At 60.4% G+C, this 23,819-nt stretch carries 23 protein-coding genes and 1 tRNA gene; 13 read left to right on the top strand and 11 right to left on the bottom strand.

Features of this window, described 5'->3' with window-relative positions:
- Positions 1-6: 6 nt before the first annotated feature.
- The 3 genes from cmk (at position 7) to BH682_RS15395 (ending at position 2,287) form a co-directional block, all read left to right on the top strand.
- Positions 7-687, top strand: a complete 681-nt coding sequence (cmk, locus tag BH682_RS15405) for a (d)CMP kinase (protein WP_190287615.1) — start codon at positions 7-9, stop codon at positions 685-687.
- Positions 684-2,111: a ribosome biogenesis GTPase Der gene (gene der, locus BH682_RS15400; protein ID WP_003946199.1), complete on the top strand. Its 1,428-nt coding sequence runs from the start codon at positions 684-686 to the stop codon at positions 2,109-2,111. The genes cmk and der overlap by 4 nt, the downstream gene beginning before the upstream one ends.
- A 102-nt stretch (positions 2,112-2,213) precedes the next feature.
- Positions 2,214-2,287: transfer RNA gene (locus BH682_RS15395), tRNA-Pro, on the top strand.
- A gap of 101 nt (positions 2,288-2,388) precedes the next feature.
- Here the strand turns inward: BH682_RS15395 and BH682_RS15390 are convergent.
- Entirely contained in the window at positions 2,389-3,705 is a 1,317-nt protein-coding gene (locus BH682_RS15390; RefSeq protein WP_075833294.1) for a tyrosine-type recombinase/integrase, read from the bottom strand.
- An 830-nt stretch (positions 3,706-4,535) separates the two neighbouring features.
- On the opposite strand from BH682_RS15390, the gene BH682_RS15385 reads away from it, so the two are divergent.
- The 8 genes from BH682_RS15385 (at position 4,536) to BH682_RS15345 (ending at position 12,552) form a co-directional block, all read left to right on the top strand.
- Positions 4,536-4,931, top strand: coding sequence for a hypothetical protein (locus tag BH682_RS15385; RefSeq protein WP_075833292.1), 396 nt, complete (start codon positions 4,536-4,538; stop codon positions 4,929-4,931).
- 121 nt (positions 4,932-5,052) lie between these two features.
- Entirely contained in the window at positions 5,053-5,595 is a 543-nt protein-coding gene (locus tag BH682_RS15380; RefSeq protein WP_083954675.1) for an HNH endonuclease signature motif containing protein, read from the top strand.
- Positions 5,592-7,946 (top strand): AAA family ATPase, encoded by a 2,355-nt coding sequence (locus BH682_RS15375; protein ID WP_075833289.1) that lies wholly within the window; start codon positions 5,592-5,594, stop codon positions 7,944-7,946. Before BH682_RS15380 ends, BH682_RS15375 begins: the two co-directional genes overlap by 4 nt.
- Positions 7,947-9,029: 1,083 nt before the next feature.
- Positions 9,030-9,308 carry a hypothetical protein gene (locus BH682_RS15370; RefSeq protein WP_075833287.1) on the top strand — a complete coding sequence of 93 codons (279 nt, stop codon included), beginning with the start codon at positions 9,030-9,032 and terminating at the stop codon, positions 9,306-9,308.
- A gap of 18 nt (positions 9,309-9,326) precedes the next feature.
- A complete protein-coding gene (locus BH682_RS15365; protein WP_075833285.1) occupies positions 9,327-9,989 on the top strand; it encodes a hypothetical protein in 663 nt (220 codons plus the stop codon).
- A 50-nt stretch (positions 9,990-10,039) separates the two neighbouring features.
- Entirely contained in the window at positions 10,040-10,936 is an 897-nt protein-coding gene (locus BH682_RS15360; protein ID WP_087503828.1) for a hypothetical protein, read from the top strand.
- Between the two features lie 437 nt (positions 10,937-11,373).
- Positions 11,374-11,745, top strand: a complete 372-nt coding sequence (locus BH682_RS15350; RefSeq protein ID WP_143542549.1) for a hypothetical protein — start codon at positions 11,374-11,376, stop codon at positions 11,743-11,745.
- Positions 11,746-11,796: 51 nt separating this feature from the next.
- Positions 11,797-12,552 carry a hypothetical protein gene (locus BH682_RS15345; RefSeq protein ID WP_075833277.1) on the top strand — a complete coding sequence of 252 codons (756 nt, stop codon included), beginning with the start codon at positions 11,797-11,799 and terminating at the stop codon, positions 12,550-12,552.
- A gap of 672 nt (positions 12,553-13,224) precedes the next feature.
- Here BH682_RS15345 and BH682_RS15340 read toward each other — a convergent pair.
- Positions 13,225-13,650, bottom strand: coding sequence for a hypothetical protein (locus BH682_RS15340; protein ID WP_063316362.1), 426 nt, complete (start codon positions 13,648-13,650; stop codon positions 13,225-13,227).
- A gap of 338 nt (positions 13,651-13,988) precedes the next feature.
- Between BH682_RS15340 and BH682_RS15330 the strand changes: the two genes are divergently transcribed.
- Positions 13,989-14,444, top strand: a complete 456-nt coding sequence (locus BH682_RS15330) for a hypothetical protein (RefSeq protein ID WP_063316363.1) — start codon at positions 13,989-13,991, stop codon at positions 14,442-14,444.
- Here the strand turns inward: BH682_RS15330 and BH682_RS15325 are convergent, their stop codons facing one another.
- From BH682_RS15325 to BH682_RS15290, 8 genes are all read right to left on the bottom strand, one after another.
- Positions 14,445-14,786 (bottom strand): hypothetical protein, encoded by a 342-nt coding sequence (locus BH682_RS15325; protein ID WP_042451032.1) that lies wholly within the window; start codon positions 14,784-14,786, stop codon positions 14,445-14,447. It abuts the gene before it with no gap.
- Between the two features lie 35 nt (positions 14,787-14,821).
- Positions 14,822-15,502, bottom strand: a complete 681-nt coding sequence (locus BH682_RS15320; protein WP_064074347.1) for a hypothetical protein — start codon at positions 15,500-15,502, stop codon at positions 14,822-14,824.
- A 176-nt stretch (positions 15,503-15,678) separates the two neighbouring features.
- Positions 15,679-16,563: an SCO6745 family protein gene (locus BH682_RS15315; protein WP_075833275.1), complete on the bottom strand. Its 885-nt coding sequence runs from the start codon at positions 16,561-16,563 to the stop codon at positions 15,679-15,681.
- A 65-nt stretch (positions 16,564-16,628) separates the two neighbouring features.
- Positions 16,629-17,489, bottom strand: coding sequence for an ABC transporter permease (locus BH682_RS15310; RefSeq protein WP_075833273.1), 861 nt, complete (start codon positions 17,487-17,489; stop codon positions 16,629-16,631).
- Positions 17,486-18,430: an ABC transporter permease gene (locus BH682_RS15305; protein ID WP_075833272.1), complete on the bottom strand. Its 945-nt coding sequence runs from the start codon at positions 18,428-18,430 to the stop codon at positions 17,486-17,488. Before BH682_RS15305 ends, BH682_RS15310 begins: the two co-directional genes overlap by 4 nt.
- 98 nt (positions 18,431-18,528) lie before the next feature.
- Positions 18,529-20,061: an ABC transporter substrate-binding protein gene (locus tag BH682_RS15300; RefSeq protein WP_190287613.1), complete on the bottom strand. Its 1,533-nt coding sequence runs from the start codon at positions 20,059-20,061 to the stop codon at positions 18,529-18,531.
- Between the two features lie 130 nt (positions 20,062-20,191).
- A complete protein-coding gene (locus BH682_RS15295; RefSeq protein ID WP_075833268.1) occupies positions 20,192-21,166 on the bottom strand; it encodes an oligopeptide/dipeptide ABC transporter ATP-binding protein in 975 nt (324 codons plus the stop codon).
- Positions 21,166-22,077: an ABC transporter ATP-binding protein gene (locus tag BH682_RS15290; RefSeq protein ID WP_232354218.1), complete on the bottom strand. Its 912-nt coding sequence runs from the start codon at positions 22,075-22,077 to the stop codon at positions 21,166-21,168. The genes BH682_RS15295 and BH682_RS15290 overlap by 1 nt, the downstream gene beginning before the upstream one ends.
- 275 nt (positions 22,078-22,352) lie before the next feature.
- Here BH682_RS15290 and BH682_RS15285 point away from each other — a divergent pair, with 275 nt between their 5' ends.
- Entirely contained in the window at positions 22,353-22,910 is a 558-nt protein-coding gene (locus tag BH682_RS15285; protein WP_021333511.1) for a QsdR family transcriptional regulator, read from the top strand.
- Positions 22,911-22,995: 85 nt separating this feature from the next.
- On the opposite strand, the gene BH682_RS15280 is transcribed toward BH682_RS15285, so the two are convergent.
- A complete protein-coding gene (locus tag BH682_RS15280; RefSeq protein WP_031331541.1) occupies positions 22,996-23,817 on the bottom strand; it encodes a class II glutamine amidotransferase in 822 nt (273 codons plus the stop codon).
- Between the last annotated feature and the right edge of the window lie 2 nt (positions 23,818-23,819).

The following is a 23,819-nucleotide window of genomic DNA, read 5'->3' as shown; positions in this document are numbered from 1 at the left end:
TCGTCCATGCCGCTGGTAGTCGCTATGGACGGACCGTCCGGAACCGGCAAGTCCAGCGTCTCTCGCGCGTTGGCGCAGCGTTTGGGCGCTCGCTACCTCGACACCGGAGCCATCTACCGGATCGCGACCCTGCACGTGCTGCGTCAGGGAATCGATCTGGCTGATTCCGCCGCGATCACCGCTGCCGTTGCGGCATTGCCGTGGTCCATCGGTACCGATCCAAGCAGTGAGCAGGTGCATCTCGACGGCGCGGACGTCAGCGAGGAGATCCGCGGCGACGCGGTAACCAAGGCTGTCTCCGCGGTGTCGGCTGTACCCGAGGTTCGTGACCTGCTGGTCGCCACTCAGCGTGAGTTGGCGGCAAGCGCAGACCGGATCGTCGTGGAAGGTCGCGACATCGGAACCGTCGTACTCCCCGATGCAGACGTCAAGATCTTCTTGACCGCATCGGCGGAAACCCGTGCGGCACGGCGCAATACGCAGAACATCGACCAAGGCCGTGAAGACAATTACGAAGCGGTGCTGGCTGATGTGCAGCGCCGTGACCATCTCGATTCGACTCGGGCAGTGTCGCCGTTGCGCCCTGCCGACGACTCCATTCTGGTGGATACGAGCGAATTGGGAATTGAAGATGTGATCGCCAAGTTGCTGTTGGTGGTCAGCGACAGAACTGGAGCAGTGCAGTGAGCGACGATCTGGTAACCGAATATGCCGGTGACGGAACTTGGTCCGAGGAATCGGAGTGGGATTACGCCGATCTCGAAGCGGACGGCGAAGGGGAAGCGCACATTGCCGTCCCGACCTTGGCTGTTGTCGGTCGACCGAACGTCGGCAAGTCGACGCTCGTCAACCGCATCATCGGCCGTCGTGAAGCGGTAGTCGAAGACATCCCCGGCGTTACCCGTGACCGCGTCTCGTACGAGGCGAACTGGGCCGGACGACGCTTCCTAGTCCAGGACACCGGCGGATGGGAGCCCGACGCAAAGGGTCTTCAGCAGGCGGTCGCACGTCAGGCGGAGTTGGCCATGGGAACGGCTGACGCCATTCTCCTGGTCGTCGACGCTGTTGTCGGCGCTACCGCGACGGACGAAGCTGTTGCTCGCGTGCTTCGCCGCTCGAAGACTCCGGTCATCCTCGTTGCCAACAAGGTGGACGACGGACGCACCGAGTCCGAGGTTGCAGCGCTGTGGTCCTTGGGCCTCGGTCAGCCGTACTCCGTGAGTGCGACGCACGGCCGCGGTACCGGAGACCTGCTCGACGAGGTTCTCGAGAAGCTGCCGGAAACCCCGCGTGAAGGTATCCCCGGCGGCGGTCCGCGTCGTGTTGCTCTCGTCGGAAAGCCGAATGTCGGAAAGTCCAGCTTGCTCAACAAGCTGTCCGGTGACGAGCGGTCCGTCGTGCACAATGTTGCCGGCACCACCGTCGACCCCGTCGACTCCATTGTCGAACTCGGCGGGCGCCCTTGGCGTTTCGTCGACACGGCTGGTCTGCGCAAGCGCGTCAGCCATGCCAGCGGGGCGGAGTTCTATGCGTCGCTGCGTACGAAGAGCGCGATCGAGGCCGCTGAGGTTGCGATCCTGCTGATCGACGCACACGAGCCGATCACCGAGCAGGACTTGCGTGTTCTGAGCATGGTGGCCGACACGGGTCGTGCATTGGTGATCGCATTCAACAAGTGGGACCTCGTGGACGAGGACCGTCGACTCATGCTGGACAAGGAAGTGGACCGCGATCTGGTCCGCGTTCCGTGGGCTCAGCGAGTCAACATCTCCGCCCACACCGGTCGCGCCGTGGCGAAGCTCGTGCCGGCTCTCGACACGGCTCTGGAGTCCTGGGACAAGCGCATCCCCACGGGTCGCCTGAACACCTGGCTCAAGGAAGTTGTGGCAGCAACGCCGCCTCCGATGCGTGGTGGTCGCCTTCCGCGCATCATGTTCGCGACGCAGGCAAGCACGCGCCCGCCGACATTCGTTCTCTTCACCACGGGCTTCCTCGAGGCCGGCTACCGCCGCTTCATCGAGCGGCGTCTGCGTGAAGAGTTCAACTTCGACGGCAGCCCGATCCGCGTATCCGTCCGAGTGCGCGAGAAGCGTGACCGTAAGGGCCGCTGATTCTGCGTCCAATTCGGTACTGAAACGGCTCTGACCAGCCGATTGGTACTTCGGCCCGTCCCTGATGTAATCTTTCCAAGCGCCCGAAACAAGGGCGTGGGACGGGCTGTGGCGCAGCTTGGTAGCGCACTTGACTGGGGGTCAAGTGGTCGCAGGTTCAAATCCTGTCAGCCCGACGCAGATCAGAGGCACTATCCAGAACATTGGGTAGTGCCTCTACTGCTGTCTGGACCGCAGTCGGACCGCAGTAGTTTTTCCGGACCGCAATAGACCGCAGTCAGTCATCACCGATGGCTTTGAGCTTGGTTGGGTCGACGTGAGCGTAGACATCCATGGTGATGCTTGGACTTGCATGCCCGAGGATGAGCTGGACATCGACATGGTTCATGCCCTCAGCGAGAGCTTGGGTGGCCGCTGAATGCCGTAGCCAGTGGACCGTTACGTCGTCGGATACGCCCGCCAAGGCTGCAGCGGGGGAGAAGTAGCGACGGGACCAGTTCCGCAGTCGCACCGCATCACCCTTTGCTGACTGAAATAGGAACTCATCTGGCTTTTTGTCTGCGATCTGAACCCGCAGAGGCTCCACCAGCGACGAGCGGAACGGCACCCAGCGTTCCTGGTGGGATTTGGTTTCACCGACGACCAAGCCGAGCTTGTGGACCTCGACGACGCCCTCCACGACGTGAAGTTTTCGATTCACCAGATCGATGCCGCCGACGCGCAATCCGAACAGTTCTCCAGCACGTAGACCGGTCGCGCCGAGTAATCGCACGATCAACCCGTTCGTGGTTGGCGGTGACGGGGGGATGACCGGCACACCGTCGTCGTCCGTCGGTAACTCCGCAACAGGCTTTAGGTCGGTACGCGAACCCGGCCGTTTGGTGGCCGCTCGATAGTCTGCAGCGCAAGCGACTCGCTCGACCTCTACGGGGGTCAGGAACTTAGGAGTCTTGCGCGGCAGTCGGGGGAGCGGGACGTGGTCGGCGGGGTTCGCATGAATGAATCCGTCACGCATTGCGGAGACGAGAATCTGTGAGAACACCTTGTGAGCTTGACGCACCGTGGAAGGTGCCAGAGTTGATCCTGTCTTGCTTCCGGTAGCGGAGAGCGTCGTGACCCAGCGCGCAACGGCAGAGTGTTTCACCTCCGCTATCGGCGTCGAACCCCATGTCGGCAAGATATAGGCGCGTACCAACGTGAGGTAGGTCGTGCGGGTCCCGACTGCTTTGAACTCACGGTGCGCCCACGAGTCGGCTATCTCAGCGACCGTCGTCCCCCTCTTGGCTGGGTCGACGTATCGGCCTGTTTCCAGCTTGGCTGTCTCGCTGTCTGCACAGGCTTTTGCCTCTGCTTTGGTTCGGAACGATTTGCCCTGTTCCTTGCCGTTGTCGTCTACCCACCGCGCCTGATACTGCAGGCCCTTGCCATGCCGCGCGCTTGGTTTCTTCGTTGTCCTGCACTTACAAGCGGTATGGATCGGTTCACGGTTCTCGTCGACAAGATCTTCGTGGGTGTGCCAGCGGTCAATGACACCAGCGCGTCTGTTTCGTTTGGTCTGTCGGTGGGTGCTCTGGGTGGATGGAGAATCTGTCATACCGAGAAACCTAGCAACGGTCTGATCAACATGTGACCACTTAACCTTGAGCTGCATTGTGGGATAGATCACACCACTGATATTGGGTGCATGTCCACTTGGCCAATCGGTAGTTACAAATAAGCAGATATGCAGCTCACGGTGGGTGTAGGTTCTCCCGTTGCTGGATGTCTGACGTACCTTAAGTGCTTGTGGCACAGCATAATTCGTACTTATGGGAGTTGTGGCACCATGACGCCTGTGCTTGTCTGTTGACGGCAAGCGATCAGTGGATTCTGGTCGAAAAACCGTACGAAAGGGTCGAACAAATGGTGCAAGCCTCGCCACAGCTGCCGGGCAGTTATCAGAGGTTGATCACTGATCCGGCTGAGATTGATGAGTCGACACCGGACAGTGCTCTCGTGACACTTCACGCTACGGCGGTGTTCATCGGCAAAGCGGTAACAACATGCCGCCAAGATCGCACGGATGGGAACCGCCGAGGCCCAGCATCGTTTCTACGCAACGGGCGCATTACGTACAGGTTGGGTGACCTGCGCGCATACAACAACGCCCGTTTCGAGGCATCGCTACGCGGGGGGCACTGACATAAGCAAAATGCCGCGAACCGTAGCTCGCGGCATTCCGTTGGGTTGATCACCCTGCAAGCCCCTACTCCGCCTAGAGAGATTGGAAACTCACATGCATCATGATACGCCCAGGTCACGCGCCCTAGCTGGCGTCCTGCGCTCGCTCCGTCCACGTCGCAAAGACGTCGACCACTTCGGCTCACTACTCGAGTACTCGATGACCCGACGCGACATCGGCCCCGCCAAGAAAGGGCACGAATCATGACGAACACATCCACGTTCACCCCTACGTCGCCGAGCGTCCCGGACCCGACGCCTAACTACTGCTTCATCGCTCTGCACAACCCGCGATTCGGAACGTTCGACAACAGGCTTCGGTTCCGGTCCAACGCACCCCGGATCGGGATGGTGGTGGACGAAGTGACCAAGCGCATACGGGACGACCACGGCGCGTTTGCTGTCCCCTTCGCGGAAGTGTTCGACCTCATGCCCGGATGGGTGTTCGTCACGACCTTGCCCATCGACAGCAGGGGTAGCCGCGTCGTCGGCGTGATCCATCCGCGCGAATTGTCCGAAGCCGAAGTGATCGACCAGCTCGGCAAAGCCCTCAACCGGTTTGCCCTGCGGAGTTTCTTTCCGCAAGAGCGACGGACATAGCTGCCGTTGCGTCCGTAGCAAAAGACGTCACAGCTCGACCCATCTCCACTCCCCAGGAAGCGACGAACGACCGAATTTCCCGACCGTCGGGATTCGGAAGCGCCCTGAAGGGAGTTTTTTCATGCCTAAAACACCTCACCGGCATGGCAGTCAGCCGTGGATGGCAACGATCGTGAACGCCATGACCCCCGACGAACGGGAACGTCTCGAGCGCCGGTTCACGGCGAAGATAGTGGTCGACGGCACCGGCTGCCACATGTGGCAGGGCGCTCACAACGGGAGGTACGCAAACTTCTCGCTCCGGGGCCGGACCGTTTACGGTCACCAGCTCGCTTGGACCCTCGAACATGGCCGTGCCATCCGGCCGGGACATCAGATCGACCACACGTGCCGTACGCCGCTGTGCGTCAACCCTGACCATTTGGACGAGATAACCCGTCGTATGAACATCCTGCTCGGTTCCGGCCCATCAGCCCGCAACGCCGCGAAAATCTTCTGCGACCGTGGGCACCCTTTGTTCGGGGACAACCTCTATACCGCGCCTAACGGCTGGCGCGTCTGCATCATGTGCCGTGACGGCCGGAACCGCAAATATGCGGCCAAGAGAAAGGTCGCGAAGCTCGAGACAGCGTGGCTGGCAGAGCACGGCGAGGCGACAGCATGACCGACGCCCGCAACACCCTCGACCATTCGACACCCAGAAGCGCCGCCAGCGCTGAGGACCCTGAGAGCGCCGTGACTCAACCTGCCCCCGCATCGGTCAGCGCTGCTGGACCGACGTACGTACTGCCCGAATCTCTGCTTTCCGATGACCTCACACTGCTCGAAGCGGCGCAGGCTCTGGCCGCTGCCGGTCTCCGAGTTCTGCCACTGACGAGTCAGCCGACGGGCAACAAGCCCGGCGAAGACGCGTCGAAAAATCCGGGCGGACTACTCGGCCGGGGCTGGCAGAACAAATCGACGACCGATCCCGAGGTCATCGAGAAGTGGTTCACCGAACCGGACACGACGACACTCGAGAGTGTCGTCACGCAGACAGATATTTACAGGTGGGTTCCGTTCGACACGCTCGGTCTCGGCGTCCACGCCGGACCCGACATCCTGATCGTCGACGCGGACAACGCGCAGAACATCCCCGAACGATTCTGGGACGAACTCGAGGACGCCCCCTTCCAGTCGTCGTCGACGATCGACCACCGACGCGGCCACTACTACTTCCGGCCCCGCCAGGGGTTCCATTTCGGGCACACGTCCGCTATTCCCGGCATCGACGGGATGGACTCGGCCGGTGAAATCAGGCACGGCAACGCGATCGCCGTGTCGGCCCCGTCGAAGCACTTTTGGGCATCGCTCGGCCGCGCCTACCGCTGGAAGCGTGTCGGCACTATCCCCGAGATGTCCGAAGAGCTGGCGCAGTGGCTCGAGTCCCGCAAAGACAAGGTGGCGTGGAACGGCACCGACATCGAGGTCGCAGAGGCGACACTCGACTCGATCAGCTACTTTCGCGAGAACTGCACCAACGCGTCGCACCCGGAAATAGTCGACGAACACGTCGACTTCATGCGTATGCAGGCCGACATGATCGGACTGCACAACGCGTGGTTGCCGTCGCTGATCGACCTCATTCAGATGTCCCTGTGCGGGTACGTCAACGCTGCCGACGCAATCGACGCTGCAGGGGACGCGTTCGTCGCACTGCGCAGCGACGACACGCGCGGCGGGAACTGGAAAAACGAGGACGAAGCGCAACGCGAATACATCGACCTCCTGAAGTGGGCACTCGGCAAGGTCCAAGCGAAGAACGCCAGTCAGCCTGAAATGCTGCGCTACGACACCGAAACGTATGTCCGCGAGCATTACGCCACCGAACTTCCAATGACCAACCTTCCACCGCTGCAGGCGTCGGTACTGGGTGTCGGTCCAGCCATAGTTATGACCGGGACCGGGGTCGGTGACAGTGCTGGGAGCGAACTAGCGACCACCAGCAATGCAGCGCCAGCGGAGATGGAAGCCCAACAGCTACTGATCGAGGCCGCGCTCGCGCGCTTCCCAACCGTCGACCTCGATGTCCTGATGTCCGACCCACCGGAGCCGTTGGTATGGCTGGAGGAGAACATCATCGCGCGGGGTAGCTACGTGGGACTGACGGCTGCCGCGAAGGCCGGTAAATCGATCCTGACTTACTGGATGGCCGGGCACTGGGCGATGGGACGGTCAGCGATCGATCCCACGGTCACCTTCGAACCGCCGACGATTCTGTACCTCGACTTCGAGAACGGCACACGGTGGATGCACAGCACCCTGACGAAGATGGGCTTCGCATCCAAAGGCATCAGTGAACATCTAAAAATTCTGGCGTACCCGACGTTTCACCCGCTGAACACACGTGAGGGTGCGCAGGAGCTGCACGCAGTGATCGCAGGCATCAACCCCGATGTCATCGTCATCGATACCGTGAGCCGCATCATCGACGGTGACGAGAACGATTCGAAACCGTGGTCCGACTTCTACCGGCTAGCGATCATGCCCATCCGTGACGCGTATCCGGACGCGACGATCATCCGGCTCGACCACACAGGTAAGGACCCTAAACAGGGTGCCCGAGGTAGCTCGCAGAAGATGTCGGACATCGACACGCATTGGGTGTTGACCGCCGAAGCAGGTAACCGCAACAACCTTACGTTGGACCTCGAGCGGTCCAGGCTTGGTGAGCACGCTGAATCAGTCCAACTCCGTCGCGTGGACAGTCCGTTGGGGCATGTCCTGAACGCCGGGAAGTCGGGGACCGGGGCGATCGCATGGGGACCGATACACGCTGTCAGCAGTGAAGTCGAGGCGGTGAATATCGCCCTCGACGAGTTGGATGCACCTGACGACATTTCAAATGCGAAGGCGAAGGCACTGTTGAAGGCGCACGGCCAGAACGTCAACTCTGAGAAAGTCCGTCAGGCTCTAGTGCTACGGAAAGGGCGTTCCGAAACAGTGCCCGACGAGACGCCGAAAGCGCTCGAATGAGGGCCGGAAGGAGCCGATTCGGCGCTGTTCCCGAACGCCGGAAAACCGTTCCGGAATGGCGCGGAACGGTACCCCCTCGCGGAACGTTCCCCGGAACGGCCGGAACGGTGCGGAACGGCCCCAAATTCTTCACCTATACGGGCAGGTCAACATATGAAAATTCGTTCCCGGAACGGTCCGGAACGAAGCGCCAAATCCGTAGCGTTCCGACGTTTCCATCCCTTAAGGGATGGAACGGGAGGACGGGATGCCCGGAAAACCTGAACTACGGGGTCTATTCGGGGGGACAAGAGGGGGTCCCTAGGACGGCATCCATAGGGCGGGTCCATATGGCCCGCATCGAGCGACCGTTGCAGGGGCGACGAAGAGAGAGGCAATCACTGTGAAAGACAAAGCAACATATACGCGCGTCTCGAGGTTGATCCTCAGGCACACAGACGGTGGCCAATGGCGACGCACATCGACTGTGAAGAAGCTCATCCACGGGACCGACAAAGAGCACTTCGACAACGTGCTTTCAGCGCTTACGTACACAGGGCTGATCCAAGTTCGCGGCACCATTGCAGGGCGGAGGGGGCAAGAGGTGCGCAAAGCGCCCAGCTAGGCATGCCAAGTCAACGGCAGGATGTGCCGCTGTCCCGGCTCGAGACCCCAGTACAGCGGCACCAAAATGGCCGGCGAATTTCACCCGGCCATCGGTGGAAAATGCGGTGTTGAACAGCACGTTAGTTCGCTGCAACTATGTGCGACCGTGCAATTAGCGGCGATGCCGACAGACGGAATGCCCAAAAGCGACGCCGAGCATCAGGACCGCCCGACTCGAGGGGCCTGATTAGAGGGGTCTCGCACGGTCGGTGACGTCCTCGAGGGCACCAGCTAAGCCGACTCTGCAGGACGGCAACACCGCAGAGCTGAGACCGCTCAGGATCTGGTTGCAGCTCAAGCTTTGCGAAGCCGCAGTAACCCGGTACCGAAGTGGTCTACGTCGACAAGCAAGTGGGTTGAGGTACCGAAAGACACCCCACCCGTTGATATTTCAGCCAACAGCATTCATCCGCACCGAGCGGATGTGGAGAGGAAGCCATGAAAACGACCAAACCGATCATCGAGGTTTTCGCCCGTAAGGGGCACGCCGGTTGCCTCGACTGCACAGGGATGTTCGGCCCGCCGACCCTCGACCCGCTCGGGTTCGTTCACGTCACCGTCAGCCACGACCCGACGTGCCCGGCGTGGCGTCACCGCAACGCCCCAGGGAGTGCTCTGGCCGCGAATAGTCGGCCGCCTGCACTGGTCGACGGCAAGCCCACTTTCGCGGTCCTGGAGCACGTACAGGCCACGTTCCGTGGCGATGCTGGTCGGTGACCCTTTACGCTCACCACCATGACGTTGGAAGGCATGAGATTCGAGGACGGACGGATTCAAGTCGAAGGGTTCCCGGCAGCCGTCAAGCTCGCCCAGATCGAGGGGGAAGATGCGAAACGGCTCAGTCACCTTCTGCTTCACCGTCAAGACCTCGAGTTCGCTCACCAATGCGCTACAGCGTTGCAACTACCCGAAATTCAAGTGCCGGTGATCAGGCAAGCGTTGTGGCGATCTGCGATCGTGGCGTGGTCGAAATGCTTCGGCACGTCCCACGCAGGTCGGTTCCGGCTGCTGAAGGAAGATATCTACCCAGCGCCGGAAGCTGACGCGGTGTTCCGGCACTTCAAAGCCCTGCGGGACAAGCACATCGCCCACGACGAAAACGCCTTCGCTCAGGCGAAGCCGGGGGTCGTGATCGGACCTGAAGACGGTGAGAAGAAAATCCTGCAGGCAGTGTGCTTCGGAATGTTCGTCCAGACGGAGAACGGGGGCACCGACCTCGAGAACCTTCAGCATCTGATCGGGGATGCAATGAAGTGGGTGCTGAATGAGATTGACACGGTGGGCGACAAGATCGCGGCCACCCTCGAGCATTGGGATTATCAACGCCTGTTGGACCTGCCCGACGTCCAGTTCAAACCGCCGAACGTCACTGACGTAGGCAAGCGGCGACGGGGATAGCGTGCCGGTATGCGCCGCAGATGTCGGACGTGCCGACTACGGTCAGCCCCGTGATCGCATCCTTCGAGTTGTTGAACGCGCTGGTAATCGAAGTCGTCGACACGTACCGCGCCGACCCGATCGACGTACGTTCCCCGCACAAATCGGGTTCTGTGGCGTGGAAAGACCTGCACGCCCAGCGGCGTTTCGCGAGCGAATGGAGTCAGGCACCGATCCTGAACGCTCAAGCCGAAGCGCTCCGCTATCTGGCCAGCGCAGAGGACCATTTGAGGGCTGCCGCACATCTGGTTCTGGCCGACGGGGTCGTTCTCAGCCCCATCTCTCTGGGGCGGACTGTCGTCACCGCGTCCGCTACGGCAGTCTGGCTTGTCCGGTCCAACGTCACGACCCAAGAGCGACTGCGGCGCAGTATGAGTTTTCGGATTAGGACGCTAGAGGAACGGCTGCAGTACTGCGACGACGATTCGGCCACCCGCAAATACAAGATTCAACTCGACGCAGAGTTGCAGCAGATCAGCGACCTGTCCGCAGACCTGGGCATGGCGTTCAAGACCTTCAAGGCCGGTAGGCGCTACATCGACCACCCCATCCCGTCCGACACCCAGTTGATGCGTGAGTTCTTCGCTGACTACGACCAGGAAGAGGGTGAGAGCCGGGGGATGGCTGAGTTCGTACAACGTTTTTACTCAGCGGCCGTGCATGCGAACGCCAACAACTTGGCCATCGGAACCTTGGTCCGAACTGGTACCTCTCGCGATGGTGCCCATCTCGCGGCGATTTCGCTCAGCGCCCGTGAGACGGCGCGCTACCTGCAGACCATGGCCTACTCGTTCACCTTGGCGTACGAGGTGCTTAGTTCGTACTTCGGACACGGCGAATCGCGTGCGATTCGCAAAGCGTGGAATGCGACGGCAAAGCTCTCGAGGATCGCGGTCTCAGGCACGTGACGAAGTGTTCGTTTGTTTCTCGCTCGCGCGCACATGTACACGCGCGCGGAGCGGGTGACCGTCCTGCCGCAATCTCCCTGAACTTCCGGTCGAACGCCGCGAATTCACTTTGCCGGACATACCGCTACTGAGTTCGGCTGTATTGACGATCATCTGACTTGAGGTACCGAAAGACACTATGCGCCTTCGGTGTTCAGGCTTTCGCTTCGATCCGATTCCGCGCGAGCGTGACAAATATCGACATATAGCGACGCAGGTCCTGCGGAAGGTTTCCGTCAGGAAATGGCCTCGGAGCTGCAGGTTTGCGGCCAATGTCTCCCTCGGCGATCTTCACTTCGCCATCCCGTTCGGTGAATGCGACCGCACTGCAGTCGAATTCGACACAAATTAGCTCACCAGTCTATCTTTCGCCGCTGCCGACAACTAGTCTCATCAATATGGTTAGCAAAGCTAAGGATCGTGTGGAGCAACGTCCGAAGATGACGAAGGTTCCCGCGATCATCACCAGGCCGGTCCCGGAACTTCCCGACGACCACCTGCTGCGCTGCCTCGCGTACCTTGCAGGATCGCGAAAAGGTCTCAGCCCCGTCTACGAGCGGCTGACTCGACTGCAGCCGATGGTCCGCTACCGGCCGATCCTGACGAAGCTGCAGGCCGACACCCGTCCGCTGCACCGCACCCGCAAAAAGGTCGACGCCCAACGTGCGCGGGAGTTGACCGACATCGCGCTGGTGGACCTGGCGTGCGCGTGTACCCCCACCGACCTCACTGCTGGCTCGATGCGCGACCGAATCCTCGAGCGTCGCTGACCGCAAACATCAGCCCGGCCCCCACCGTCTACCGCGAAAGCAGGCACCAAAATGGCTACTCCTCCGCAGCATCACGTGTACGACCTTTCCGCTGCACTGTCCATCGTCGAACGGCTGCTCGCCGGGGCGAAGATCAAACCGGGAAAGCGCGTCGTCGCGTTGCACCGTAAGCTGCTCGACCTGCAGGAATCGCAGGAACTGATCCTCGCGGCACTCCGAGAGTTCACGCCCAACGACGAAGCCAAAGCGGCGATCCTCGGCAGGATCGCTGACGGTCTCATCGAACAGTCTCTCGCCCCTGCAGAAGTCGTCAATCACCTGCAGACCCTCGCGGTCGGCACGGACAGGAACCTGCAGCAGCTCAGCAACGCAGTTCGGTTCCGCTACAACAAGCAAGCAACAGCGGCGATGCGAGACGTTGGGGATGTTCTCGTTCCGGAACTGTTCCGGCCATGGTGCGAACGGATCGTCGACGAATTGCGCGACATCGCACCGGTCATCGTTCAGCACGGTCCCAACCCCGCCGAACGCACCCCTGAGGTCGCAGAGGCATACACGACGGCGGAAGCGCTGGCCCAGGAGATGCTCGGACTGTGGGAGGACGTCGACGTCCTGCGGCGACACGAAATTCTTACGGCTGGTGAACTTGTTGACCCACGGTCGTACCGATTCGGACGCCCTCACCTGAGTGCAGACCCTAACAAGGCGCACCGCGAAACCTGGTGGGTCGCCTACTCGGTGGTGAACGGTGCCCGACCGACCGTCAACACCTTCTATGAAGCGCAGGCCGGACTCGTGCCCGCCTAACCAAACTTCCCCGAATCACGCTAGGGAAAAACCACCGAGAGGACCCTGTGCCTCATCCGGTGAACTCAGATGAAACAACTCAAACACTCTCGTTTATTCATGGACCGATTACGGAGTAACAAGGGATGCAGTTCTGAGTGGAAGGCCCCCACACTGTTGTCTCGAGCAGCGTGGGGGCCTTCTTTTAGCGCTTGTGGTTGTCTCGCCGGATGGACCGCAGAGAGACCGCAGTGCGGTCACTTAGGAGTCAAAGTTGAACAGGTCGACCTCTCGTTTCTGCTACCATTTATGCAGGTCAGACGTTAGCTACTGCAAACGATAGCGAATCGAGAAAAACCTAGGTGAGTCCTACTTACATAACTGGGGGTCAAGTGGTCGCAGGTTCAAATCCTGTCAGCCCGACCGAAGTTAGATCAAAAAGGCAGTTTCTCAGAAATGAGAAACTGCCTTTTTGTTTGTGCCTTCAAAGGTTCGGCAACGGATCATGCGGGAAGTCCTGCGGTGACGTGATCTCCGCGTCGGCAGCGTTCACGACTGCAACATATTCTTCGTCGGTTTCGCGCTCATCAGAACGTCTGCTGGAAACGCGTAGTGGATCTCGTCGTCTGGATGCAAGTGGGAGCGAAGGCGCGCACGGACGCTCGCGGAAACCGTCATGCGCGGAAGGCTAGCTCAGGTTCGCTGACTGAGGCGAATATTGTGAACGGCAACGGTTACTTCGAAGAGCGCGATCAGAATGGCGGTAAAGATTGCTGCCAACCACCACGGCGCCGAACCTGCTGTATTCAGCCAGATGGTCAGTGCACCGAAAATTGTAGTCGGAATGCCGACAGCACGAGACAGGTCGACGTTCCTCGGATTGACCGGCGGTGTTCTCCACCAATGAAGGCGATGTCCTCGATTCTCACGCAGCATTCGCAGGATGGACCAGACAGTAAGCGGCAGACCAATCGCGAGGATGACCATCCCGCCAATGATCGCCAAAGTGCACCCGTCTCGGAAGTACGTCACGGCAGCGCCCACAACACCTGCAAAACCGATGGCCGTGAATACTTTCCACGCCGGGGTTATGGACTGGCCATGCGGTTGTGTTGCCATGCAAGCACCCTTCCACAAAACATAATCGAAAACTTCAACCCTGTTGCGGCCGTCGATTGTGCATCAGGGTGACAATCAAACTCGGTAGGCCGTTAACTAATCCGAGTACAGCGACTGCGATACCCGCACTCAAGAGAGGTGCTGTCTCCCAATAGTTGTCGACGATGGCAGATGCTCCGATCAAGCTCGATACCCAGCCCGTGAGTTGAGCACGTCGGACATGTTGTGCCGCTCGCGAGGAGGTCGGTCCTACCGAGAGAGGTAACCTCCGCCCCTTTCGAGTTGTAGTCGCTTTCTGCTCCGGAGCGCAATTTCGCCTACTGGCATGATCTCTTCGTATGATTGGGATTCGGATCGCGTGGGTTGTATTGGCGGTCGCCACCGGGATTCTGGGATCCGCGACGGCACAGTGGCCGCTGTACGAGATCACCGATTGCGAAATAGGCCTCGGCCCGCTCAGTTCTGCCGATTGTTACCGCTCGATTCACGACTATTTCGGGCGGGAGCTCTTCTTGGTGCTGGCGTTGCCGGTGGCTCTGTGCGTTATTCCAGCCGTGATCCCACGACCATTAGTTTCCTGGATCGTCTCGGCGACAATGCTTTGCGCTGCAGTATTGGGTTTCTTTGCAGCTTTCAGCTCTGATATGCCTTCTCTGCTGTCGATGGTGGGGAGCCTCCCTGCTGCAGTGCTGGCATTGGTACTTGCTGCGGTGCATCAGGGGATCGCATTGCGCAACAAGGGCGCCATTGCGCGTGCGCGCAGTGGGGTTCGCGATACGCAGCCGAGTGAGTGATCAGTCGGGGCTGAAGAACAGTTCCATCGAGATCCAGAACCACGCCACCATTGCTGCCACAGAAAGGAACGCGAGCACCAATGGCAACGCGAATTGCCTGCCGGTGCGGCTGGGAATAGTCATAAGTCCGAGAATGACGAACACGGCGGCAGGCGCCGCCCAACTTATCCAGTAGGTGAGCGGTGGCGGGTTGGGGCCGAACGACGTGAACGAACGGTTCGGATAAAGCTGCGGCTGCGGGACATCTGCGAAATGTTGCCACAGGAGTACCAACGGCAGATAGCCGAACAGCCCGAGCAGAAGGCCGACGACGAGTCCCGCGAAGATTCGCTCGCCCCTCATCTCGATGCGCCCGTCGGAATCAATCGTTCCACCGCCTATGCCACTTCTGGAAAGTCACGAGCCAGCATCCGTAGTGCCCACGCCCGGGCCGCAACGAACGTCACGGCCAATACGAGCACCACCAGCAGTACGACTGCAATCCAGGTGGGAGCGGCGGTGGAAAAGCCCAGCTTCCACGCAGTACCGACACCCGCAGCAGTCGCCGCCAACGCCCCGACCGGAAGCATCGCCGCGACCGCTCGCGTCGTGCGAACAGTAAGTCGATCCCCGGCAGCGCGAAGGACTCCGAACACGGCGGCGACCGAAATGCCATACGCCAGGAGACCGCTGACGGCATAGACCAGGAGCGGGGACCATCCGATATCAACCGACCCGGTGAATGCCATGCCGATCAAGACCAACAGGGGCGTCAACCCAAGCGTGACGCCTGCGAGGCCTGCCACCACAGTTGGAACCATTCGATTGTCCTGGCCTCCGGAGATTCGCACGCCCGCGAGGCGGAGCACGAACCCGGTCAGCGCGCCCAGAAGGGCGCCGATCACCGCAGCCTCGATGGGCCAGGTCCATTGCGATTCACCCGCGAAGCCCGAGATTGTGGTGCCACCCGAAAAGAGGGTGATCGTGGCGGACGCCTGTGCCGATCCCTGTGTCAGCGCCGCCGTGACGATGGCAACGGTCGCACCGAACAAAGCAAACCCAAGTGCCTGTTTCCACATCTAGCCATCTTGACCCATCCCGCCGGAGAATTCGGCACAACGGCAGTCTCATCCGGATGCCTTCTCACTGAGCAGATTTGGGGCGCAGCCGACTTCGGCGATAATTGTGTGAAGGGGCTGGTGGTGACACCCTCGTCGTATCACCACCAGCCACGTTCGACACTCACGACCTGCTGTCACGCACGCAATCGGCGACGTGCTGCCAGTGCTGCCGGAAATCCGAGATCTGCATCGATCACTTCACCGGAGAGACGTTCCGAGATTTCGATCAGTCGACTGCATCCGGTCTCTCCGATCGCCTCGTACGGGTACGACCCCAGCACATCGGTCTGATGCTCAACCCGCTTCCGGCGATCGCGACCCACCTCGTTCAGGTGAAGCTCGGGGCCGCCTTCGAGCCATCCACGCGCCCGCACACTTTCGACGCCTTCCGCCCACTGATCGTTGTCCCATGCCCGGCTCATTTGCAGAGCAGCAGCAGGAACATCACCGGTTGCGGCGTGAACTACCAGCGCTTCGACACCGTTGAGCCCTTCGGTGTGAAGTAGGGCGACATGAGAATCACCGCGATATTCCCGGAGCAAGGATTGGGCATGCCACAACACGAGATGGGGCTCTTCTGGCCACGGTAGGGATGCGTGTCCACCGAACAGCGGCCGACCTTGCGGTCTGTTGCATGCGCGCTCCGCGGCTCGACGTGCGAGTTCGGCGGCTTCTCGAACCTCGGCGCCGTCGACATGTTCTCCCCATGCCTTGCGCAGCGAACGGTCGACAGCGTCGAGTCGAGCGGCCAAGATCTGTTCGGGGGTGGCGATCGTCCAGGCATTCGGCAGGACCGCGTGTACCAGTTCGGGGTTGAAGTTGAAGAAGGTAGCGATGGTGACTTCTGCCGCTACCGCACCCATGGGTGCGGACCGCGAAGCGAAGTACCCCATTCGAGGATGCGTAAAGCCCAGTGCAGCATAGGCTTCCGCGCCGAATGGCGTGAAGTAGATCATGCCGTGTATCGGTTCGGCTCCACGGAAGACGCGGCGCGCAGTTTCTGGTGCGATCAAGGTCATCGGTATTCCTTCATGCGGGTGGTGTGGTGGTCGAGAAGTCGGACTGGGTGCGGGATCTTCGTAAGCTATCTCCCCTTGACGTACATGCGGTCTCGGACGGCATCACCCACTCGGTAGACGGCCAGGACGACCAGTGAAATCAGAATGCCGGAGGGGAGAATCTGTTGTGGGGCGCTCAAGATGTGCAGGTACGCATCGGATAAGTCACCGCCCCAACTCGGAGTGGGCGGCTGTATACCCAACCCGAGGAACGAGAGGGCGGCCTGCGCGAGAAAGGTCAGACCGGTGAGCACAGTCACCTGAACGACAACCGGTCCGATCGCGTGCGGTAGGAGATGACGCAAAAGCACTACGTGCGGCGGACATCCCGAGAGTCGCGCGCTCAGGACGAAGTCTCGGTTCCTCGTCTCGCTGACCCCGGCAGCCAGAATTCTTGCAATCGTGGGTGCGTAGACGACTCCGAGGGCAGACATCGACGTAATCAGGCTCGGCCCCAGAACGCCCGTAATTGCCACTGCAAGAACCAAACCGGGGAATGCCAGTAGTGCGTCTGCCACCCGGAGGAGCGACGCACCGATCCAGCGTGGCCAGTATCCGGCGATCAGTCCCCATGGAATTCCCAACAGCAGGCTGACAGCGACCGCAATCGCAACGCCGAAGAAGGCGGAGCGTCCTCCCCAGATGAGCCGACTGAGCACGTCGCGGCCGAATCCGTCAGTGCCCAGCAGGTGCTGGGCACTTGGCCCGGCGAACGTGTTGGTCAGGTTCTGATCGGTCGGACTGTACGGAGCCACGAACGAGGCCAAGGCGGACGCCGCGATCAGTATTCCGAGAAAGCAGTAGCTGAGCCATAATCCGGGCGCCAGTCGGTAACGAGGCCGCTTGGAACGAAATTCGCCTGCAGTGGTCACTACGAGTTGGCTCACGAGATCGTTCCCTTTCTCAATTGCGGGCTGATCATGTTGTTGACGACGTCGACCAGGATGTTCACGAGAAGCACGATCACGACGAACAGCAACACGATGCCTTGAAGCATCGGATAATCTCGCGTGTCGATCGCGATGACCAAAGCGCTGCCGAGGCCCGGGAGCACGAAGATCTGCTCGAGGATGACCGTCGCACCCAGCATTGCCACGGCGAGCAATCCATAGACTGTGACAATGGTGGGAACGATGTTTCGTAACGCATAGCGCCACACGATCTTCCGCTCGTCGATACCCATCGCACGCGCGGTTCGCACGTAGTCACCGGACAGCGTCTCGATCATCGCGGCCCTGGTCTGCCGGACCGCAATCGATGCTGCGCCGGCAGCGAGTGCCGTTGCAGGTAGGACGAGATGGCTCAGATTGTCGATCACACCGTCGCCCGGAGGAACCCAGCCGAGCACCGGTAGAACTCCCAAGCCGAGGGCAAAGACATCGACCAGCACGATAGCGAGGAAGAAGTCCGGCACCGCGAGTCCGATCCCTGAAACCGTGCGGGTCAGGCCATCGCTGCGTCGTCCCTGCCGCGTCGCGGTCCACACTCCGAGCGGTATGGCGACGACGGCGGAGAGTAACAGTGCGAGTACAACGAGCTCGGCGCTCGCCGGCAGGCGCGCAAGGATCTGTGGGCCGACGGGGGCGCTGTTCTGTAGCGACGTGCCTAGATCTCCGTGCAGAGCCGACACCACCCAGTTCCAGTACTGGGCCAGGAAGGGTTGATTCAATCCGAGGCGCTCGTTGAGTGCGGCGATCGATTCATCGCTGCCGTTCGGACCGAGAAGGGCCTCGGCTGGTCCACCTGGAATGATCCGGATAAGGGCAAAGGTTATGAAACTGGCGATAACCGCGGTCGGAATGATTTGCGCGAACCGGACGGCGATCATCCGTATATGTGGATTGACGGGCGATCGGTGAGAGTTTCGAGTCGGAACGCTCTCAGGCTCGGGCCTCACCGAATTCTCGTGTGATACGACGGTCGCTGTCATGACTTCGAGAGGTACGTCAGATTGGGGGAGCCGTTCAGTGCAGGAACGGCCCCGTGGACGTTCTTGGTGTAGGCGACCACGTCGGGAGTGAAGTACAACGGTACGTACTCAGCGGACTTGATCACGACTTGATTGATCTGTTTGACGATGTCGAGCTGAGCGGTTTCGTCATACGTGTTGTTCAACAGTGCGATCAACTTCTCCAAATCCTCGTTGGGGACGGAATTCTGCCGGAAGTACGACCGCGAACCCAGCGAGGCTTCGAAATTGAGCGGTGCGGATGCTCGCGTGGGCCATCCCACGCTGAAGACGTCCGCGCTGTTGTGTGCGACGAACTCCGTAATCGCCTGAGGTCCACTCATTTCGACGAAGTCGACCTTGATGCCGACTTTCTCCCATTGTTCTCCGACAAGGACCGCGTTGGTCGAGTACGGCGGTAGGTTGCCTGCTAGTCCGCGCACGGTGACCCCATTCGGATACCCCGCCTCCGCTAGCAGCGATTTGGCCTTCTCCGGGTCGTACGGCCATGCATCTTCGGTTTCCTCGTCGTAGAACTGCGAACCGGGAGGATATTGACCGAACGCCGCAGTTCCTTCCGAGCTGTCCAGCGCGGCTCGCGCAATTGCCTTGCGGTCGAGCGCATACTGCATCGCCAGACGAACCCGGACGTCGTTAACCACAGGGTTCTTGTTGTTGATCACGACGAGCGCAACTCCGAGTCTCGGGTCGTGACTGACGTTCAGGTTGGGATTCCGTTCGAGGATCGGAGCACTCGACGGTGTGAGCCCGTATGCAAAATCCGCAGCGTTCGATGTCAGGGCATTTGTCAGCGCTGTGGGATTGGAGATCACCTGGATCTGGATCTTGGCGAGCTGGGGGCTGGGTGGACCTGCCGGTTTGTAATCGTCGAATCGACTGAATGTGTATGAACTGTTCGGGACTGCGCTGGTGAATGTGTACGGCCCTGCGCCTACAGGCTTGTTGGCGAAGTCTGCCCCTGCTGCTGCCAGCGCAGTGGGGGAGACCACCATTCCCAATCTGCCGTTGAGCCAGCCTGGTAAACCGGAGGTAGGTGAACTCAACGAGATCGTGACGTGATCTGGGGACGTTGCTTCGATGCTCTTGATCGTCGGGACGGAAACGATTCCGAGACTCAAGCAGTGTTCCATGCTTGCCTTGACGGCTGCTGCATCGACAGCTGTACCGTCGTGGAAGGTCAAGCCGTTCTGCAACGTCATCTCGAACGTCAGGTTGTCCGGTCCGGAGAAGCCCCACTCGCTGGCGATTCCGGGCCGCAACTTCTGGGTGGCAGGTTCCGCATCGATCAGTGGTGCATACATCAACTGTAAGTAGTCGATGTCGTATCCGATGTTTCCCGCACACGGGTCGAGCGAGGCGGGGACGTGCGATGTCGCGACCTTGAGTTCGGCGTTCGGATCGGCAGGTCCGGTATCGCCGGCGGTACCGGTGGCGCTGCTCGAACAGCCGCTGAGCACAAGAGCAGAAAGTGCAAACGCAGCTACCAGCACACGTGGGCCACTTTTCCCATGATTCTGGAAGCGTGTGATCGGATATCGGGATCGCAAAGACAGACGCGGATTCATATGGTGGACTTTCGCTTTGGTCTTCTCGGAAGGGGGAGACTGACGCGGCACGCATTTACTGCGGCGGGTTGGAGATTCCGATCGATGTGGCCGGGGACGATAGATGGCAGGCGGAGCTGTGTGCGGAATTCGAGGCCGCGCGAAGTGACGGCGCTTCCGACGCACAGCGATCCATCGCAAACGGGCAGCGGGTGCGGAATCGACAGCCCGAGGGTGGATTCCGTGGGTCGGGTAACTCGCCCCGCACCAATGCTTTCCGACGACTGCGCCGCTCGAGTTCGATGTGCGGGGCCGCGGCGAGAAGCGCCTGCGTGTAGGGGTGCGATGGAGTCCTCAGGACCGTGGCAACCGGTCCGATCTCGACGATTCGGCCGAGGTACATCACCGCGACGCGATCGGCGATCCGTGCCACCGAACCCAAATCGTGCGAAATGAAGATGTACGTGAGGTCATGTTCTTCTCGGAGATCGGCAAGAAGTTGCAACACCTCTTCCTGAAGCGAAACATCTAGGGAGGCAACAGGTTCGTCGCAGAGAATCAGTGGCGCCTTGGAGGCAAGTGCACGAGCGATGGTCACGCGTTGGCGTTGGCCACCGGAGAGCTGGGTCGGGAGGCGGTCGGCAAGCTCAGCGCCGAGACCGACCCGACGCAACAGCTCGACGGCTTTCGGCCGCAAGGACTGTGGGATGCGCAGACGCCCTGGCGCCATCGGCTCGGCCACGCAAGCCCATGAGGCCATCCGATTGTTCAAGGCCGACGTAGGGTTTTGAAAAATGAGATGGGAAGATCTACCCTTGCCGAACGCCGGGTCGTCGAGATTCATAGTGATGGAGCCTGCGGCCGTAGCCACCAGACCCGCGAGAGCGTGAGCCGTCGAGGATTTTCCCGATCCTGATTCACCGATTATCGCAAGGGTTTCGCCCCTCTGTACGGAGAAGCTGACGTCGTCGACCGCGCGAAGAGCTTTGCGTCCGCGTCCGTACTCGACTGCCAGATTCCGAACGTCGACGATGACGTCGGTGTTGCTCATCAGCTCACCAGTCCGAGCAACTCGAGTTCGTCGCTGCGGTGACATCTTGTTGCCGATTCCGGTGATCCGATCAGAAGTGGATGATCGGATATGCAGAGCTCCTCGGAGTAGTTGCACCGGGCGACGTATCGGCAACCCACGCCGTCAGCAGGGGCTTTGCTGGTGAAATCGCCTCGCGCCTTGGGTGATTGGGAGGAGACTTCTTCGAATGTCGAGCGTGCCGCCTCGAGAAGGCTGAACGTGTAGGGATGCGCGGGCCGCCGAAGCAGCGCGTCCCGCGGCGCGACGTCGACGATCTCGCCGCGAAACATGGTGATGACTCGATCCGCGACCTCGGCGACAACCGCGAGGTCGTGACTGATCAACAACACGGCAAGATCGCGCTGTTCGGCCAGTTCTCGAAGGAGATCGACAATCTGAGCTTGGATGGTGACGTCGAGCGCTGTTGTCGGTTCGTCCGCGATCAGCAACTTCGGACCGCATGCCAGGGCCATCGCGATAATCACCCGCTGACACATCCCGCCGGAAAGCTCGTACCCGTACGACTTCAAGGTTCTGCTCGGGTCGGCCAGTCCGACCTGGTGGAGAAGATCTGTAGCCACGTCCTCCGCATCGACTTTCGTGATGTCGCGGTGGGCCTTCAACACATCGACGATCTGGCGACCGATGCTGACGGAGGGGTTGAGAGCCGAACTCGGGTCCTGGAAGACCATACTGACGTCGCGACCGCGTATTTTCCTCAACTTGGCGGCGGGCAGACCCACAAGTTCCTGTCCTTCCAAACGGATGCTTCCGCTGGTTGTTGCCGTACGGGGCAAGAGACCGAGCAGAGCGAGTCCGGTCAGTGTCTTTCCGCTCCCGCTCTCTCCTACGAGGCCGGTGATTTCGCCCGACCCCAACTCGAAGCTCACTCGGTCGAGGAGTCTGTTCGAAATCGATTCTGTCCCAATGTCAACCGTGAGGTCTCGTACTTGCAGAAGTGGGCTCATCGTCGGGTCGTCCACGTGTGATCGTTCATCGCATTCCTCCGTAAACAACTGAACTGTTGTGACTGGAATCACGTACCGGGGAACCATAAACACTCACCTGCAACAAAGTCAATGAATGTTGCAACGATTGCCGTCGATGGCGCCGTCTGATCGCCTCCGGCTACCGACCAGCACGTCGTCAGCGATACATTCACTCCATGGCCGAGACACGTGACATCCGCGCGGAAGCGTTGAGTGCCGCCCGACGACAGTTCGCGGCCGGAAAACCGCTCGATGTGAATGCTTTGGCCACCGAGTTGGGGGTGGATCGGACCACCTTGTTCCGGCGTGCAGGGAATCGCGACACAATTACCGGTGACGTGCTCGATTCGCTGGCGCGCCGAACGTGGCGAATGGGCCTCGAGGAGTGCGGTGGAAGCGGAGCGTCAAGGGTTGTCGACGTCCTCACTTACCATGCACGGGCGACAATCGAGACCGAATTCTTCCGGACGTATTTGACTCGGGAACCGCAAAAGGCGTTGTGCATACTCACAACTGGACTGGGGCCGATTCAGGGTACGATGGTCGAATCCGTGCGAAGGCTGATCGAAGCTGAAATACCGGAGCAGATTCGGCCAGACCTGCCCGTCGAGGACATGGCATATCTGCTGGTTCGCGTGGGTGAGTCGTTCATCTACAACGATTTGCTCACTGGTGGCACTCCGGATACGGAGAAGGCTCGCTTGGCGTTCCGGCTCATCCTCTCGCGTGACTAGTGTGCCGAGTTTCCGTTGTCTCAGTTTTCGTGAAAGCGCTTCGAATGCAAGCTATTTCATAGCTATGCCTGGTTGTATGAGCCAATCAGGCTGGTGGGATCGGCACAAAGCTCCGCATCTCGTCCCGTCCGGGCCGGATGACGCCTGCGGCGGATTCGGGAACCTCGTTCCAGGCGCCGGGAAGGTCACGTAGAGGCTCGGAGACGACGATTCGGGTCTCCTCACTCAGATGGTGCAGGGCATCCACCTCAGGATGGAGCTTGCGCAACGTGGAAATCTCGGTGGAGAAGAACAACGACCTCGACTGGTGCTCGCTGGAATAGCGAAAGATCCAGGTGGAGATGCCATCCGACGTGGCGACGGTCATCTGAACCGGATTGTCGATTCCCTGCGAGCGGGCCGTGTGCTCGACGAATCCGACGGCCCTCGCGACACCTTCGAACGGATCGTCGGTCAGGCCGAACGTCAGCGCGAGGAAGAACAAGGTTTCCGAGTCCGTCGATCCTTCGAGATCCGGAAAGAGCGACGGATCAATGGCAGTCACCAATTCCCGTTTCATGTCGTGGAATCCGTGTAGTGAACCGTTGTGCATCCACAACCATTGCCGGTGCCGGAACGGGTGACAGTTGCTGCGCTGCACTGCAGTTCCCGTCGAGGCGCGGATGTGAGCGAACAGCAGAGGGGTGCGCAATTGGGAGGTGACTTCGCGCAGGTTCGAGTCGTTCCACGCGGGTTCGATGCTCTTGAAAACTGCCGGTTGGGGGCCTTCCCCGTACCAGCCGATTCCGAAGCCGTCGCCATTTGTCGTCGTGGCCCCGAGTTGAGAATGCAGGCTCTGGTCGATCAGCGAGTGCTGTGGCCTGAACAGCAAGTCATGGGCCAGTATCGGCTCTCCGGAATACGCCATCC

Origin of the sequence: Rhodococcus sp. YL-1 (assembly GCF_001942025.1) — a bacterium.
GTDB lineage: Bacteria > Actinomycetota > Actinomycetes > Mycobacteriales > Mycobacteriaceae > Rhodococcus_F > Rhodococcus_F qingshengii.
The sequence above is the reverse complement of the archived record's forward strand: the minus strand, read 5'-3'. Positions and strand labels throughout refer to the sequence as shown.